The organism is Sandaracinaceae bacterium (genome assembly GCA_020633055.1).
Lineage (GTDB): Bacteria > Myxococcota_A > Polyangia > Polyangiales > Houyiibacteriaceae > JADJJE01.
Genome location: JACKEJ010000017.1, coordinates 45,856 through 62,444, shown reverse-complemented (window position 1 = coordinate 62,444; position 16,589 = coordinate 45,856). Strand labels below are relative to the sequence as shown.

Here is a 16,589-nt window from a genome sequence, read left to right as displayed (position 1 = left end):
CAGGATACCTCACATCGTGCGTCGTCGGAGCCGCGGAGCCACCATCGTGCCCGCGTGAGCCGGTCGCGCCATCCTTCGCTCACCTCGAAAGGGGAACGCCCCAGGCCACATGCGGTGACCCGGGGCGCTCGACCGACCTGAGGCCTCCCGACCAGGTCCACCGCGCAGCCATGGAGGCCGTGGCGGCGGACCTGATCGTCGCGCCAGCGCATCAGAGCTGTTGGACGCTGACCGAGCCCCCGACGAGGCTCTCCGCGCGCTCCATGATGGCGCGGCCCGCGGCGGGGCTGTCACCGATGATGCGGACGGCGAACGCCCCGCCAGCCGAGCGCACGTCCACGTCGCGGATCGCGCCGTCCTGGATGACGAGCGGATCGGATGGGTTGACAGCCTGACCCCCGCGCGCATGGCACTGCAACGCCCGCTCGAGGTACTGCTGGGTCATGCCTGGCATGGCGTGCACGTGTACGGTCGCACCCATGGTGCGCACCGGCTGGAGGGCGCGTGCGAGGAAGACGCGCTCGCGGATGGGCCGCACCGCGAACGCCGAGCCCGCACCGTAGACCTGGTCCCGGACGGATGCGTCCATCGCGACACTGCAGGCGCTGGCCTCGGCGCGCGAGGGAGCGAGGGGGGAAGACGTGGATTCGCCAGGCAACCCGACCACGCCGGTGATCGCGAGTACGAGGGAGGTGAAGAGGATGTTCTTGAACATGGTGATGCTTCCTTGAGTTGGAGGGAGGGCCGGGCGTCGCATGACGACACGGCGGATGAACGGGCTCGAGATCCCCATCGCGCGGCAGCGCAGCGGTGCGCATGCCGTGGTTGGGGCGGGCGGGGCGGCGTCGGCGCGGGGGAGACTGATCCCCCCCCGACCGCGTTCAGGCCCTCGGGGGTCGCTCGAGTCCGTCGGGGAGGTACTGCGAGACCAGCGCGTGCTCCCTCGGGACGAGGTCTTGCGCCATGTCGGGCGGGGGCGGCACGCCGCCCGAGAGCGTGTACATGCCAGGGCCAGGCATGTAGCCCGTCTCTCCGTCCGCGGACTCCGGCAGCTCCTCCCCCTCGGACGGCGTCGGATCGGAGGCGGTCTCGTCGAACGGGACATCCGTCTCGTGCGGGGTCTCGGAGTCAGGCGGGCTGGAAGCCGGATCTGCGTCCTCCGACGCGTCGACGCTCGCCCCTTCATCTGCCAGCCATGTCTGCGCAGCTGCAACGCAGGTCGTCGCCAGGGTGAGCACGATGGCAGCGAGGACGCCGTACGCCACCCGCATGCAGGCTCGGATCCACCGAGCACGCGCGCCAGCGACCCGCGTGGATACTGCGGGGCAGCGCTGCTCGGAGGTCTCGCGGAGGGTGGACATGGCCGTCGATTTCAACCGTGGCCCCACTCTCCGAAACTGTCAAGACACGGACTCGAAATAGAACGGAAACAATCCGGGGGACGCGCAGAGGCGGTGCTCAGCTGCGGTCGAACCGTAGCAGCAGGCGTGCCCGTCCAGCGACGGGCGTCCCGGAAGTCGAGGTGGCCGGCCTGAACCGCAGCCTCTCCGCGCAGGCTCGCGCCGCTCCTCCGAAGCCCTCCCCGCGCGGCTCCTCTGCCATGACCCGCGCTCCCGCAGGCTGTCCGTTCACGCCGACCTCCACCTCCACCTGGACGGTGCCGTGGGCAGTGTGGGCGCCGGAGGGGAAGAAGCCTGCGCACGGGTTCGACCAGGCCACGAGCGTTGGACCGTGGCCGCCGCCGGACGCCCCCGCTGTGCTCGGACCGGTTCCCCCCCCTGCCCCCGCGCCAGCCGCCGTCCCCAACGGGCCCGCGCCATCGCCGGGCGTGGCGCCGCCGCCCCGGTCCTCCTCGGCCTCCCTTCCACGGGCGGGCTCAGAGCCGCTCGGGACTGCAGACGACTCCCTCCCCGCGTCGCCGGACACACTCGGCGCGTCGCCATGGCCCCGAGACGCGCGTGACGCTGCCACGTGCCGGGCTCCGGTGCGCACGTGGCGCACCGCGCGCGCGCGTCCCACCGCTGGCTCTTGAGCCATCGTCTGCGGCGAGCCTTCGGACCCCGCGCCATCACTGCCGCCGACCGAGGACAGCCACAGGAGGTCGGACGCGCCCGGCGGCTCGGCCAGCACAGCCTCGGGCACCGCGGGGAACACGAGGATGACGGCGGCGTGGACCAACAGCGAGATCCCCACGGGGAGGATCACCGAGCGCTCCGTGGCTGCGTTCAAGGCCATGATTCATGGTGTGGAGCCCATGTTTCTGGCCTGTTTCTGACGAATGAATTCGAGCCGCACAGGCATGTCCGAGCGTTCGCGCCACGGTGCATCACCTGCTGTGAGAGCCGCTCACGTGCTCAGGCCCTCAGGATGCTCGCCATCTTCTTCCCTCGGGCGAGCTCGTCCACCAGCTTGTCGAGGTACCGAATCTTCTGCATCAATGGGTCCTCGACGTCTTCGACCCGCACACCGCATACCACGCCCTTGATCAAGGCAGCGCTCGGATTCAGCGCAGGGGCCTCTGCGAAGAACGTCTCGAAGTCGACCTGCTCGTCGATCACCCGCTGCAGCGCCGTGCCTGCGTAGCCGGTGAGCCAGGTGATCACCTGATCCACCTCCTCCTGCGAGCGGCCCTTGCGCACGGCCTTCTGGACGTAGAGGGGATACACGCTGCCGAACGAGGTCGTGAAGATGCGGTGCTTCTTCTCCATGCGCGCGACTCTACACCCAGAGCGTCGACGAGCGGCCATTCTGGACGCCCGACGAGACTGAGCAGGAAAAGGCGAAAGCCCGCGGCGTGTGCTCGCGGGCTTTCTGGTCGGGGCGACTGGATTCGAACCAGCGACCCCCACACCCCCAGTATGGTGCGCTACCAAGCTGCGCTACGCCCCGATGAGTGAAGCAAGAAAGGTGGGGTGAGGGACGCGGAAGATACAGCAAGAACTCGGGACCGCAATGCCTTTTTGGAGGAAGTTGCGCTCAGCGCTTCGTGGTCGGATGACGCAGGCGCGCCACGGCGGGGACCACGGCCTCCACACGCACTTCGGCCTCTGGTGCAGGGCTCACGGACCGCCGCTGTGCGTCGAGCTTGCCCAGAGCGCGGACGAGATCGGCGCGCAGGCCCAACAGCTCCGCGCGTAGCGCCACCTCACGCCGAGGCGCCACGGCCGCGCGGTCGCGGAGCTCTGCGAGCCGCTGCTTCGCGCCGGCGACGGTGTAGCCCTCGTCGTGCAGGAGACGTCGGATCTGCATCGCCATGTCCACGTCGGCGCGCGTGAAGTGTCGGTGTGCCCCGCGTGTCTTCTTCGGGCGCAGTTGGTCGAACTCGCCCTCCCAATAGCGCAGCACGTGCGTCTTGACGCCCACCAGCTCGGCGACCTCGCCGATCTTGAAGAAGTTGCGATCAGGGAGCGGTGGCCGTTGCCTCACTGCGAGGCCTCGTCACTCGGGTTCGGGACCAGAACCGGGACCGCGGGCCGAGCCAGCGGGCGTGGCGGGCGCAGGCGCATCATCCAGGTCTGCAGACGACTCGCGATGGGGGTTGAGCGCGCTCTTCAGCACCTGACTGGGCTTGAACGTGAGCACGCTCCGCGCGCTGATCGGGATGGGCTCACCCGTCTGCGGGTTGCGTCCCCAGCGCTGACTCTTGTCGCGCACCACGAAGTTGCCGAAGCCGGAGATCTTGATCTTCTCGCCCTCCGCCAGCACCTCCTTCATGGTGTCGAACATGGCCTCGACGACCTCGGCTGCTTCCTTCTTCGAGAACCCGCCGACCTTCTCGTACACGGCATCGATGATTTCAGCTTTCGTCACCAGAACCTCGCACGGCTAGAGCGCCAGAACAGAAGGAGAAAACCACAGGAACGCCCCAAGCTCAAGCGCGAGCTTGGGCGGACTGGGCCCGACTCACGGAGGGGCCCGTGGGAAACGAAACGGACATGATCCGCACTGGCCACTCGCGCACGGCGCACTGCGACCCGGCCAAGCCCAAACGATGCGCAGGAGCGTCGCGCCCCGACCGCCAGCGGCGCTCGAGACGACCGTGCGGTCTGCGGCTCAGCGCTGCTGCGCGGCAAAGCGCTGCGAGACCACCTTCACCACGCGGGCGTGTGTGCTGTCCACGTCCTTGTCTTTGAGGGTCCCAGCAGCATCTCGATAGGTGATACGGAAAGCCACGCTGCGGTGACCCGCAGGGATCTGTTCGCCCCGATAAACGTCGAACACGCGCACGGACTCGGCCAGCGGTGCTCCCTCGGCCTCCATGGCCGCAGCCACCGTGCCCGCCGCGTGCTCGTCTGCGAGGAGCAGCGCGACGTCGCGCGTGGCGGCCGGATACCGCGGGAGTTCGCCTGCCTGCGGGACTCCCGCCGCTACGGCTGCTTCGCCCAGCGCTGCCATGTCGAGCTCTGCATACAGCGGTCGACCGTCGAGCTCGAACGCGTCCACCACCTCGGGGTGGACCTCCCCGAGCACGCCGACGTCGACGCCCGCCACGGACACGACCGCGCGGCGCCGCGGGTGCAAGCTGGGCGCGCGGACGTCGAGCCCACCGTCGGCGCGCAGCTCCGGGCCGAGCCCGATGAGCGTGTGCACGACGGCTTCGACGCGTCCTTTCAAGTCGTAGAAGTCGTACGCCCGCTCGTCGCCGAGCCACGCGTCGGAGGCCCCCAGGAGCAGGACGGACAGCCACTCCCGCTCGACGGGGAGCAACGCGTCTCCGTCTTCCGCCGCAGCGCCGTTCGCCGCGTCTCGCGGGTGGAAGCTGCGGCCGACCTCGAACAACGCGATGGACCGTGCCTGGTGTCGCTGCGCCGCCCCCGCCGCCATGAGGAGTGAGGGCAAGAGCGACGTCCGCATGACGCTGCGCTCTTCGGAGAGCGGGTTCGCAAGGGGGACGGCGTCCGTCGCGACACGGGCCCGCGCAAGATCGGGCGGGGCAAGGAAGCGATAGTTGATGGCCTGGTGCATGCCAGCCGCCGTGCCCGCCAAGAGTGCTCGGCGACGGAACGTCACGGCCGGTGGGGTCCCGATCTCGGACGGTCGGACACGCGGGGTGCGCGCGGGGATGCGATCGAAACCGTGGATGCGCGCGACCTCCTCGATCAGGTCCACCTCGCGGCCGAGGTCTGGGCGGAAGGTGGGTGCGTCCACCACGAATCCATCGGCCGTCGCCTCCAGCGGATCGCAGCCGATGCCGCGCAGGACGCGCTCGGCCACCTCGCGCGGGATGGCGACACCGAGCAAGGCTTCCAGAGCATCCGTGCGCAGCGGGATCCGCGCGGCGGGGACGTCACTGGCGACCACCTCGGCCGCGGCGGCGTAGGCCACGCCGCCGCCCAGGTCCGCGATGAGCTGCGCGGCGCGCGCGAGCACGCGACGCACGGCGCGGCGGTCGACGCCCCGCTCGAAGCGGTGGCTGGCGTCCGTGTGCAGGCCCACCCGCCGAGAGGTGCGCCGCACGCACTGGGGCTGAAAGTACGCGCACTCGATCAAGACGTCGCGCGTGTCGTCCTGGATCTCGCTGTCGAGCCCTCCCATCACACCGGCGAGCGCCACCGGGCGCTCGTCGTCGCAGATCAGGAGGTCGCCCTCGGCCAGCGTGTGCTGGACGCCGTCGAGGGTGTGCATCTGCTCGCCCGCATGGGCGCCGCGTACGATGATGTGCGATCCCCGCACGCGCCCCAAGTCGAAGCCGTGGATGGGGTGTCCGTGCTCGAGCATCACCAAGTTGGTGGCGTCGACGAGGTTGGAGATGGCCCGCACCCCGAGGTTCTGCAGTCGGTAGCGCAGCCAGAACGGACTGGGAGCCACCGAGACGCCACGCACGAGGGCCGCGCCATACCGGGGGCACCTCTCCGCATCCTCGATGGTGATGCGCACAGGCGCTGCGCCCGACCCAGCGTCCGTGCCGCCCCCGTCTGGCTCACTCACAACCGTCGCCGCAGCGAAGGAGAGCTCGAAGCGCGCGTCGTCAGCGACGTCGAAACACGCGGAAGCCGCTCGCACGACTCCGGCACGCGGGGCCGGCGCGACCGGCGCGACGAAGGGCGCACCTGCGGCAAGCGCGACCTCGCGTGCGAGACCGATGTGCCCGAGGCAGTCCGGGCGGTTGGGGGTCAGCCCGATCTCGAAGATGACGTCGCGCAGCCCGAGCGCGTCTGCGACGGGCGTCCCCGGAGCGGCGTCCGCATCCGCGGGGAACACATAGATGCCCTCACCGCCGGGGCCGATCTGCAGCTCGCCCTCGCTGCACAGCATGCCGCACGAGACGATGCCGCCCAGCTCGCGCTCGGCGATGACGAAGTCTCCGGGCAGCACAGCCCCGAGCTTGGCCAGGATCACGCGTCCACCAGGGGCGGGGACGTTCGCCGCGCCGCACACGACCTCTTGCTCGCCCTGGCCGTCGAAGACGGTCACCAGGCGCAGCTTCTCGCGCGCGGGATGCGGACGAATCGCGCGCACCTCGGCTACGACGACGTGGTCCAGCCCCTCGCCTTTGCGGGTGAGGGACTCCACCTCGAGCCCCCCGGAGGTCAGCTTCTGGGCCATCTCCTCGGCGGAGATGTCGACGCCGCTCAGCGCCTTCAGCCATTCGTAGGATGCAAGCATGGGAGGTCCTCAGAACGCGGAGAGAAAGCGCACGTCGTTTTCGTAGAGCAGCTTGATGTTGGGGATGCCGTACTTGAGCATCGCGAGGCGGTCCATGCCCATGCCGAGCGCGAAGCCGCTGACCTCGGTGGGGTCGTAGCCGACGTTCTCGAACACGACGGGATGGATCATCCCGCAGCCCAGCACCTCGACCCAGCCAGAGCCCTTGCAAACGCGACAGGCGGCGGTGCGTGCGGCGTCGCCTTCCCAGGCGCGACAGAACACGCAGCCGAAGTCCACCTCGCCGCCAGGCTCCACGAACGGGAAGTAGCTGGGGCGCACGCGCACGCTGATGTCCTTGTGGAACAGGCGCTGCGCGAACAGCTGGAGCACGCCCTTCAGGTCCGCGAAGGTCACGTCCGTGTCCACCACGAACGCCTCGATCTGGTGGAACATGGGCGAGTGTGTCGCGTCGTCGTCGCGGCGGTAGACCGTGCCGGGCGCGACGATGGCGAGGGGCGGCTTGCGTCGCGACATCTCGCGCACCTGGATGGTGGACGTGTGCGTGCGCAGGAGCGTGGTCGCCGCGTCTCCCCGCTCGCGCTGGGTCACGAAGAACGTGTCCTGCATGTCGGTCGCGGGGTGATCCGGCGGGAACCCCAGCTTGTCGAAGCAGTTCTCGTGGAAGTCGATGTCCGGCCCATCCGCCACCTCGAAGCCGAGCGTCTCGAAGATGTCGAGCAGCTCGTGCTGGATGCGCTGGATGGGGTGCAGCCGCCCGATGGGGCGCGCCCGCGAAGGCAGGCTCACGTCCAGCGCCGGCCCCTCGAGCTCGGCCTGCCGGATGGCGCGCGCGATGCGGTCGAGGTGCCCCTCGAACGCCGCCGCGATGGCCTGCTTGAGCGCGTTGCCCTTCTGGCCGAACTCTTTGCGCCGGTTCCCCGGCAGCTCGGGCATGCGCTTCATCAGCAGCGTCAGCGAGCCCTGGGCGCCCACGAAGCGCGCGTTGGCAGCGCGCAGCGCGTGCTCGTCCGCAGCCTGCGTGAGGGCCCCCTCGTACTCGCCCTCGATCTGCGCGAGGACCGCCTCGAACTCCACCATCGGGTCGACTTCACTCATGCACGTAACTCCAAACAGAGACGCCGTGACCAGGAACCAACGGTTGTTCCCGAGTCACGGCGTGCTGCACTTGTCCTGCGGAAACTAGCGGGCGGCGTCGACGACGGCCTTGAACCCAGCCGGCTCGTTCATGGCGAGGTCAGCCAGCACCTTGCGGTCGATCTGGATGTCCTTGCTCTTGAGCGCGTGGATCAGCTTGGAGTAGCTGATGCCGTGCTGGCGGGCGCCTGCGTTGATGCGCGTGATCCACAGCTTGCGGAAGTTGCGCTTCTTCTGGCGGCGATGCGCGAAGGCGTCCTTCCACGCGTGGCGCACCTGCGACACGGCGCTGCGAAACTGACGGCTGCGAGCGCCGTAGTAGCCCCGGGCGAGCTTGAGGACACGGTTACGGCGGCGGCGGGCTTTGAACCCTCGTTTGGCGCGTGGCATGTCTTTACCTCAGCCCTGCAGCAGACGAATGATGCGCGGCGCGTCGGCGCTGCTGACCATGTCGTTCTTCTTGAGGTTGCGAAGGCGGTTGGCGGACTTGCCGCGCATCAGGTGCTGCTTGCCAGCCTTGCTGCGCCGAATCCGGCCTGTACCGGTGAGCTTGAAGCGCTTGGCCGCGGCCCGCTTCGTCTTCATCTTGGGCATCTGTGTTCCTCACTGAAAAGCTCGGACGCCAGCGAACACGCAGCGGCGAGCGGAAGGGGGCGTGGTGTACGAGGCAACGAGGCCTGAGTCAAGTCTCGTCGGACTCGTCCTCGTCCATGTCGTCGTCATCGTCGTCGTCGAGGACGTCCTCCACGTACTCCTCGTCGTCATCCGCCGCGGCGTTCGCCTGGTCGGAGCGGCCGCCACCATCACGCTGCTCGCGCGCGGGGCGCGGCTTGGGCTTCATGCGCGGCGCCAGCATGGCCGTCATGGTCCGGCTCTCCATGCGGGGGTAGAGCTCCACCACCGCCACGTCGCTCACCGCCTCGACGATGGCCGCGATCTGACGCTCGGCCGTCTCGGGGTGGGTGATCTCGCGGCCGCGGAAGCGCACCGTGATCTTCACCTTGTTCCCGTCCTCGAGGAAGCGCCGGGTGTGCTTCACCTTGAACGCGATGTCGTGATCATCGGTCTTCGGGCGGAGCTTGATCTCCTTGAGCTCGACCTGCGCCTGCTTCTTCTTGGCCTCGTTCTGCTTCTTCTTCTCTTCGTACTTGAAGCGACCGTGGTCCATGATCTTGCAGACCGGGGGAACCGCCTTCGGGTTCACCTCGACCAGATCTAGATCAGCCTCCCTCGCGATGCGACGCGCCTCGTGGGTCTCGAGCACCCCGAGCATGGCGCCGTCGGGTCCGATGACACGGACCTCGGGGACGCGGATGCGCTCGTTGACTCGGGGACCAAAAGGACTCTGGCGGTCACGGGGATCAAATCGACGGCTAGCGATGGTGGCTTCTCCTGAAAGGATTCTGGCGCCTCTTCTACTCACTTTCGGCTCTGTGGCAAGTGAAGCGGCGCGCGTAGCCTACCCCGGGCCCCTGGAAAGCGGAAGCGTCCTCGCGCGGGGCCGCGACGAAGGCATCGAGCGCATGGCACGTGGCGAGCGGGCGGCCCACTCAGGCGAGGAGGCCGCGCAGGGCCGCGAGCGAGGCCCGCGCGCTCAAGAAGCGGTCACTCGGGTCGACCGCTAGCGCCATCGCGACCCAGTCGTCCACCGCAGCCGGGAGCTCGGGTCTGCGCTGGTGCAGGCTCGGCCGTGGCGCCTCGGTGCACAGCCGAAAGGTCTCGATCGGGTGCTTCCCACGGAAAGGCGGCTCTCCCGCGAGCACACGGTAGATCATCGCGCCGAAGCCGTAGACGTCCATGCTGGGCATCACGGGCTGGTTGCGCCATGCCTCGGGCGACAGATAGCTGGGGGAACCTGCGACGAAGCCATCCGCCGTCAGGCTGCGTAGGTGGCCAAACTTCGCGAACCCGAAGTCCATGAGCCGCACGTTGCGGCCCGCCTGCTGCGTGAGAAACACGTTGGCCGGCTTGAGGTCGCGGTGCACGATGCCGAGCGCGTGCGCGCGCCCGAGGGTGTCGGCGATGGGCTCGAAGATGGCCAACGCGTCCGGCACCGCCATGCGACCTCCGCCCTGCTCGTTGCGCGTGAGGAAGTCGTCGAGCTCTTCGCCGTCCAGCAGCTCGGTCACGAGCGCGAGGTTGCCGTCGTCGGTGAAGCCCTGGTCGAGCACCTCGAGCGCAGCCGTACCGGCCAGCACCATCAGCGCCCGCGCCTCGCGCACGAGGCGTTCGCGCTGGTTCGGGTCCTCGGCCACCTCCGCGTGCAGGATCTTCACCGCGACGTGGTCTCCGTCACGCTCGTCCACGGCGCGATAGACGGCGCCCTGCCCGCCCGACCCGACCACGTCCACCAAGCGGTAGCGCCCCTTGACCCGCTGACCGAGCCGTCGCCTGAGCGTCTGTGGAGATGGTCCCGCCATGCGCGCCCGAGCCGCTCGCCTAGGAGCGACGGCTCGGTGGCAAGGACTCTACACGCATACGGGCGATGACGTCGGCGAGAGACATGAAGCCGAGGTCTTTGTTCTCGTCGCGCGAGCGAATGGCCAGGCCGCGCCCTGCCGCCTCGGCCTCGCCGATGACGCCGATGTAGGGGATGCGCATCAGTCGGCCGTTGCGGATCTTGGCCCCGAGGCGGTCGCGCGAGAGATCGACCGTCACGCGAAAGCCCTGCTTGCGCAGCTCGGCCGCTGCCTCTTCGGCGTAGTCGTTGTAGTCGGTCGCGACCGTCACAAGGTGCAGCTGCTCGGGCGCGAGCCACGTGGGGAACGACCCCCCCACGTGCTCGATGAGGACGCCCAGGAAGCGCTCGACGGACCCGAGCACGGCACGGTGCAGCATCACGGGCTGATGCGTCGTGTTGTCCTCGCCCACGTACGTCAGCTCGAAGCGCTCCGGCATGTTGAAGTCCGCCTGGATGGTGCCGAGCTGCCACGGACGACCCAGCGCGTCCTTGAGGTGGAACTCGATCTTCGGGCCGTAGAAGGCGCCCTCGCCTTCCGCGATGGTGTACGGCAGGCCCTTGGCCTTGACCGCCTCCTCCAGCGCGCGCTCGCTCTTGTCCCATACCTCGTCCCCGCCCATGCGCTCGTCGGGGCGCGTGGCGATGACGATGCGGACCTCGTCGAACCCGAAGTCCTCGTAGACCTTGTAGACGAGGTCGAGGAACTGCTGGATCTCGCCCTGCACCTGGTCGAGCGTGCAGAAGATGTGCGCGTCGTCCTGCGCGAACGTGCGCACGCGCGTGAGCCCCTGGACCACGCCGCTGCGCTCGAAGCGGTGCAGGCGTCCGAAGTCGGCCACGCGCCACGGCAGATCGCGGTAGCTGCGGTGCCGCATGCCGAACACCAGACAGTGGCTGGGGCAGTTCATGGGCTTGATGCCAAAGCGGATGGCCTCACTCAGCGCGTGACCGCACTCGTGGGCGTCCTTGGGCGGCGTCTCCACCAGCGCTTGGCTGGCCTTCTCGAGGTTCTCGATGGTCGCCGCCATGAACATGTTCTCTTCGTACGAAGGCAGGTGTCCGGACGTGACGAACAGCTCCTTGTCGAAGATCTGCGGCGTGATGACCTCCTCGTAGCCCGTGTCGGCGTAGAGGTCGCGCACGTAGTCCACGAGGCTGTTGTAGACCTGCGCGCCGCGCGGGAGGAAGAACGGCGACGCTGGCGCCAGCGGATGGAACGCGATCAGGTCGAGCTCCTTGCCGAGCTTGCGGTGGTCGCGGGCCTTGGCTTCCTCGATTTGCTTGAGGTGCGCCTTGAGCGCCTTCGGCGACGCGAACGCCGTGCCGTAGATGCGCTGGAGCATCGGGTTGCGTTCGTCGCCACGCCAGTACGCGCCCGCTACGGACGTGAGCTGGAAGGCCTTCAGGAAGCCCGTGCTGGGCACGTGCGGGCCCTCGCAGAGGTCCACCCAGTCCCCGTGCCGGTAGACCGAGATCTGGCCCTCGAGGCGCTCCAGGTGCTCGAGCTTGAACGGCTCGTCCAGCGCGCGGAGGATCTCACGCGCCTCGTCCTTGGTGACGTTCTCGCGCCTGAACGGTGTGTCACCGTCGATGATCTCCTGCATCTTCGCCTCGATGGCGCGCAGGTCGTCGTCGCTGAACGAGCCGTCGGGACGGCTGTAGTCGTAGTAGAAGCCGTTCTCGATGGCGGGGCCGAAGGCCACCTTCGTGCCCGGGAAGAGGCGCTGCACCGCGTCGGCCATGACGTGGGCGCTGCTGTGCCGGATGATGGCGAGTGCGGTGTCTTGATGCGCTTCGATCGGCGTGAGCTTGCCGTAGGTCTCGGGGAGCTCGGTGTGCAGGTCGAAGACCTTGCCGTCCACCATCGCCGCTACCGTCTGCTTGCTCAGCTGCTCGTTTGCTGCGAGCGCCGCTCGTGCTGTCTCAGCCATCTCTGCGCCTTGTGTTCGGGCGACCTCAGCGGGTCGCGCCCGGTGCTTTTACGGCGCAGAGCCGCTGCTGACAAGGCCGCATCACACGCGCGCGCGTGACGCGGTCTCGTAGCGTCGGGACGTGCGGGTGGCGCTGACGCTCAGGCCAGGCCGCACTGCCAGGAGTCGTCGTCCATCTCGAACACCTCGGCCGTCGCCTGCTCGGCGGTCACCGCGGAGAGCAGCTCCTGGACGTCGAACTCCGTGCTCTCCGTGAGCGCCGGGGGCGCCTGCGAGATGCGCGCGAGGTTGTCGAGCAGGTCGAGCTCCGCTTCGGTCTGGTCGCTGGGGTCGCTGGCGAACATAGGTGCCTCGTTTCGGTACGGTGGACGGCTCGCCGCGGGCTGCGACGCGCTCGCCCGGTCAGTTTACAGGGGCGTTGCTCTCCGTAAACCGATGGTACCGAGAAAGATTCACCCTGCCGGTCGCAGAAAGCTCTGTGACCCGGGGGTATCGGGGCCGCCGACAGTCCGCATTCGTCCTAAAAATGGGGCACCCCGGACTAAAGCCCGGGGCAGCGATCTCAGGTGGTCGCTCGCGCGAAGTCCGCCCCCTGCGGAGGCGGACTGCGTCTCGTGAACTGCGGTCGGGTGTTCGGCGCGACGGCTGCGTTCTTGGATTTGCGGTGGCGCCGAGCAAGACAGTCCTCCCCCTTGTGGGGAGGACTTTTCCGAGTGCCCGGCGGTAGCCGGGCGCTCGGAAGGATGCTGCCCCGGACTTTAGTCCGGTGTGCCCCCAATTCGGGACAACTGGCCCTTCTCTGAACTGGTTCGGAGACACCCTCTTTCAGCCCGGGGTGCCCTCATTCGGGACGACTAGCGGTTCTGAGCCAGCCTCTTCAGGGACAACCCTGTTCTGGGACAAATCGCACCTTTCGGGGACTGCCGCTTTCAGTAGAAGGTCTTGCCTTCCGCAGCCATGGTGCGCAGCAGCTGCGGCGGCGCGAAGCGCTCCCCGTACTCCGCCGCCAGCGCATCGGCGTCGGCCACGAAGCGCGCCACGCCGTAGTTGTCGATGAACGTGAAGGGGCCGCCCGTGAAGGCCGGGAAGCCGACCGCCATGATGACGCCCACGTCGCCGTCGCGGACGTCGGTGATGACGCCCTGCTCCAGGCAGCGCGCCGCCTCGAGGCACTGCGTGAAGAGGTAGCGCTGGCGCACCTTCTCGCCCGTGGGCTGGGGCGCATCCTGCGCGATGAACTCCGCCAGCGCCGTCTCCAGCTCGGGCCAGATGCGCTTGGTCTTGCCCTCGTACTCGTAAAACCCGCCCGCGGCCCGTGGCGTCCCGTCGTCCTTGGGCGGCGGGTACGCGCCCCAGCGGTCGTAGGTCTCGATCAGCTTTGCGATGACCCCCTGTGCGGGCGAGGGCTTCCACTCCTTGCCGGCCGCCTCGTGGTCCTTCTTGGCCTGCAACGCCACCTTGTGCATGGTGCCGAGCCCCACCTGGTCGCTGATGCTCAGCGGAGGCATGGGCATGCCGGCCAGCTTCGCGGCGTTCTCGATCAGCGCGGGCTTCACGCCCTCCAGCAGGAGCTGGTTGCCCTCGGTGATGAACGTGCCGAAGACGCGGCTGGTGTAGAAGCCGGGGCTGTCGTTGACGACGATGGCGGCCTTCTTGATGGCCAGAATGAAGTCCCACGCCTTGGCCAAGGTGGCCTGTGAGGTCTTCTCGCCCATGATGACCTCCACCATCTGCATCTTCTCGACGGGGGAGAAGAAGTGCATGCCGATGAAGTTCTCAGGGCGCACGGACGCCTCGGCCAGGCCCGTGATGGGCAGGCCCGACGTGTTGGTGGCGAAGACCGCGTCCGGCCCGAGCACGGCCTCGGCGGCCTTGGTGACCGTGGCCTTGATGCCGCGGTCTTCGAAGACGGCCTCGACCACCAGGTCGCAGCCCGCGAGGTCCTCGTACGCCGAGGTCGCGTGGATCCGCGCAAGCAGCGCGTCCATCTTGGCCTGTGTGGTGCGGCCCTTCTCGAGCGCGCGCTGCAGCGAGCTGGCCACACGCTGCTTGCCGCGGTCGGCGGCCGTCTGGTCACGGTCGAGCAGCACCACGTCGATGCCGACCTTAGCGGACACCTGAGCAATGCCCTGCCCCATGAGACCGGCGCCGATGATACCGATCTTCTTGATGGTGGCGCGGGGCACGTCCTTCGGGCGACGCGCGCCCTTCTGGCACTCCTGCAGGCTGAAGAACAGCGTGCGCAGCATGCTGCGCGCCGTGGGGTCCTGCAGCAGCGTAATGAAGTAGCGCGTCTCCACCTTGCCCGCGCGGTCCATCGGCATGCCGAGGCCCTCGTAGATGGCGGACAGGATGGCCTGCTGGGACGGCATGTTCCCGTACGTGTTCATGTGGGTCATCGCGATGGTGCCCATCATGGTCTGCAGGAACTTGGGCGACTCGGCGCCGCCGCCCGGCACCTGGTAGCGCTTCTCGTCCCACGGCTGCACGGCGCTCCCGCCCTCCGTGATATAGCGCCTGGCCGCGCTGAGCAGCTGGTCGGCCGGGACGACCTCGTGCACGACCCCCTGCTTGAGCGCGTCTTCGGGCGCCAGCTGCTTGCCCGTCATGATCAGGCCGAGCGAAGCCTGCACGCCGATCAGGCGCGGCAAGCGCTGCGTGCCGCCCGCGCCCGGCATCAGACCCATGCCCGCCTCGGGCAGCCCGACCTTCGCGTGCGGCGAGTCCACCACGATGCGGCGATGGCACGCCAGCGCCACCTCCAGCCCGCCGCCCAGGCACACGCCGTTGATGGCGGCGACCACGGGCTTGCCGCACGTCTCCATGCGGCGCAGCTGATCCAGCACCAGGCTGGTCTTGGCGAGCAGGTCGGCCGCGTCGATGGGGCCGCTGCCGAGCGCCTCGATCTGCTTGAGGTCCCCGCCCGCGACGAAGATGCCCTGCTTGCCGCTGGTGAGCACGACGCCCTTGACGGCCTCGTCGGCGACGGCCCGTGCGATACCAGCGTCGAGCTCCGCGAGCGACTGCCCGTTGAGCACGTTCATGGGTTGGTCCTGCTCGTTCCACGTCAGGATCGCGCAGCCGTCTTCTACCTTGTAGTCGATGATGGTCACTGTCGTTCTCCGTGGTCGCTCAGACGCGCTCGATGATGGTGGTGGTGCCCATGCCGGCGCCGACACAGAGGGTGATGAGGCCGCGCTTGAGGTTGCGGCGCTCGAGCTCGTCGAGGACGGTGCCGACCAGCATGCCGCCAGTGGCTCCGAGGGGATGACCCATGGCAATGGCACCGCCGTTCACGTTGGTGACCTCGTGGGTGATGCCCATGGCGGACATGAAGCGCAGACACACGGACGCGAAGGCCTCGTTGATCTCCCACAGGTCGATGTCGGCGGCGGTGAGCCCGGCGCGCGCGAGCGCCTTCTGCGCCGACGGCGCGGGACCGGCGAGCATCAGGCAGGGCTCGGTGCCCACGCTGTACGACGTGATGATGCGGGCGCGCGGCGTGAGGCCGAGCCGCTTGCCGGCCTCGGCGTTGCCCAGCAGCACGGCCGATGCTCCGTCCACGATGCCGGAGCTGTTGCCGGCGTGGTGGATGTGGTTGATCGCCTCGACCTGCGGGTAGCGCTGGATGGCCACCGCGTCGAAGCCGTAGTTCTCGCCCATGACCTTGAAGCTCGGCTCGAGCTTGCCGAGGCTCTCGACCGTGGTCTCGGGGCGCATGAACTCGTCGTGCGCGAGCATGGTGACGCCGATGACGTCCGCGACGGGCACGATGGACTTCGCGAAGCGCCCCTCGTCCCAGGCCTGCTTGGCACGGCGCTGGCTCTCGACGGCGAAGCTGTCCACGTCATCCCGCGTGTGGCCATCCAGCGTGGCCAGCAGGTCCGCGCTGATGCCCTGCGGCACGAAGTGCGTCGGGAACGCGATGGCCGGGTCGGTCGCCCACGAACCGCCCGCTGCGCCCATCGGCACGCGGCTCATGCTCTCTACGCCACCGCCGATCACGAGGTCGGCGTCGCCCGCCTTGACCTTCGCCGCAGCGAGGTTGACCGCCTCGAGCCCGGACGAGCAGAAGCGGTTGACCTGGAAGCCCGGGACGCTCTCGTCGAAGCCCGCGGCCATGGCGGCCAAGCGGCCGATGTTGGCGCCCTGCTCCATGACGGGCTCGACACAGCCCAGGATCACGTCGTCGATGGCCGCGCTGTCGAAGCTGCCGCGCACGGGCACGGCAGACAGCACGGTCTTGGCGAGGTGGAGCGGCGTGGCGTCGGCCAGGCTGCCGTCCTTCTTGCGACCCTTGCCGCGCGGCGTGCGCACGGCGTCGTAGATGAAGCACTCGGTCATGGAGGTACCCTAGGGGCTCGGGCTCGGGGAACGGCTGCACGCGACCGACGGATACGGGCGCGGCGCCAGAGTGAAACATGTTCTAGTTCGAAGGCGCGCGTCGGGCAAGC

16 protein-coding genes and 1 tRNA gene are annotated in these 16,589 nt (G+C 68.7%); all 17 read right to left on the bottom strand.

Annotated features, from left to right (window positions below; genetic code table 11):
- Nucleotides 1-211: 211 nt before the first annotated feature.
- The 17 genes from H6726_31780 to H6726_31700 all read right to left on the bottom strand — a co-directional run bounded on the left by H6726_31780 (nt 212) and on the right by H6726_31700 (nt 16,479).
- The gene (locus tag H6726_31780) at nt 212-715 is read right to left on the bottom strand and encodes a hypothetical protein (GenBank protein ID MCB9662265.1); all 504 of its coding nucleotides are present in this window, start codon (nt 713-715) and stop codon (nt 212-214) included.
- 166 nt (nt 716-881) lie between these two features.
- Entirely contained in the window at nt 882-1,361 is a 480-nt protein-coding gene (locus H6726_31775; GenBank protein ID MCB9662264.1) for a hypothetical protein, read from the bottom strand.
- 97 nt (nt 1,362-1,458) lie between these two features.
- Nucleotides 1,459-2,235, bottom strand: coding sequence for an energy transducer TonB (locus H6726_31770; protein MCB9662263.1), 777 nt, complete (start codon nt 2,233-2,235; stop codon nt 1,459-1,461).
- A 119-nt stretch (nt 2,236-2,354) separates the two neighbouring features.
- Complete coding sequence (locus H6726_31765) at nt 2,355-2,708, bottom strand: DUF2200 domain-containing protein (protein ID MCB9662262.1); 354 nt, start codon at nt 2,706-2,708, stop codon at nt 2,355-2,357.
- Nucleotides 2,709-2,812: 104 nt separating this feature from the next.
- Nucleotides 2,813-2,889: transfer RNA gene (locus H6726_31760), tRNA-Pro, on the bottom strand.
- Nucleotides 2,890-2,976: 87 nt separating this feature from the next.
- Nucleotides 2,977-3,426, bottom strand: a complete 450-nt coding sequence (locus H6726_31755) for a MerR family transcriptional regulator (GenBank protein ID MCB9662261.1) — start codon at nt 3,424-3,426, stop codon at nt 2,977-2,979.
- A gap of 12 nt (nt 3,427-3,438) precedes the next feature.
- Entirely contained in the window at nt 3,439-3,810 is a 372-nt protein-coding gene (locus H6726_31750) for an integration host factor subunit alpha (protein MCB9662260.1), read from the bottom strand.
- Nucleotides 3,811-4,053: 243 nt separating this feature from the next.
- Nucleotides 4,054-6,606, bottom strand: a complete 2,553-nt coding sequence (locus H6726_31745) for a phenylalanine--tRNA ligase subunit beta (protein ID MCB9662259.1) — start codon at nt 6,604-6,606, stop codon at nt 4,054-4,056.
- A gap of 9 nt (nt 6,607-6,615) precedes the next feature.
- Nucleotides 6,616-7,704 carry a phenylalanine--tRNA ligase subunit alpha gene (gene pheS, locus H6726_31740; protein MCB9662258.1) on the bottom strand — a complete coding sequence of 363 codons (1,089 nt, stop codon included), beginning with the start codon at nt 7,702-7,704 and terminating at the stop codon, nt 6,616-6,618.
- An 84-nt stretch (nt 7,705-7,788) separates the two neighbouring features.
- A complete protein-coding gene (gene rplT / locus H6726_31735) occupies nt 7,789-8,133 on the bottom strand; it encodes a 50S ribosomal protein L20 (GenBank protein MCB9662257.1) in 345 nt (114 codons plus the stop codon).
- A 9-nt stretch (nt 8,134-8,142) separates the two neighbouring features.
- A complete protein-coding gene (gene rpmI / locus H6726_31730) occupies nt 8,143-8,337 on the bottom strand; it encodes a 50S ribosomal protein L35 (protein MCB9662256.1) in 195 nt (64 codons plus the stop codon).
- Nucleotides 8,338-8,425: 88 nt separating this feature from the next.
- Complete coding sequence (locus H6726_31725) at nt 8,426-9,124, bottom strand: translation initiation factor IF-3 (protein ID MCB9662255.1); 699 nt, start codon at nt 9,122-9,124, stop codon at nt 8,426-8,428.
- A 169-nt stretch (nt 9,125-9,293) separates the two neighbouring features.
- Entirely contained in the window at nt 9,294-10,163 is an 870-nt protein-coding gene (locus H6726_31720) for a serine/threonine protein kinase (GenBank protein ID MCB9662254.1), read from the bottom strand.
- Between the two features lie 19 nt (nt 10,164-10,182).
- Entirely contained in the window at nt 10,183-12,135 is a 1,953-nt protein-coding gene (thrS, locus tag H6726_31715) for a threonine--tRNA ligase (GenBank protein MCB9662253.1), read from the bottom strand.
- A 140-nt stretch (nt 12,136-12,275) separates the two neighbouring features.
- Nucleotides 12,276-12,479: a hypothetical protein gene (locus H6726_31710; GenBank protein MCB9662252.1), complete on the bottom strand. Its 204-nt coding sequence runs from the start codon at nt 12,477-12,479 to the stop codon at nt 12,276-12,278.
- Between the two features lie 585 nt (nt 12,480-13,064).
- Entirely contained in the window at nt 13,065-15,179 is a 2,115-nt protein-coding gene (locus H6726_31705; GenBank protein MCB9662251.1) for an enoyl-CoA hydratase/isomerase family protein, read from the bottom strand.
- An 88-nt stretch (nt 15,180-15,267) separates the two neighbouring features.
- Nucleotides 15,268-16,479, bottom strand: a complete 1,212-nt coding sequence (locus H6726_31700) for an acetyl-CoA C-acetyltransferase (protein MCB9662250.1) — start codon at nt 16,477-16,479, stop codon at nt 15,268-15,270.
- Nucleotides 16,480-16,589: the final 110 nt, after the last annotated feature.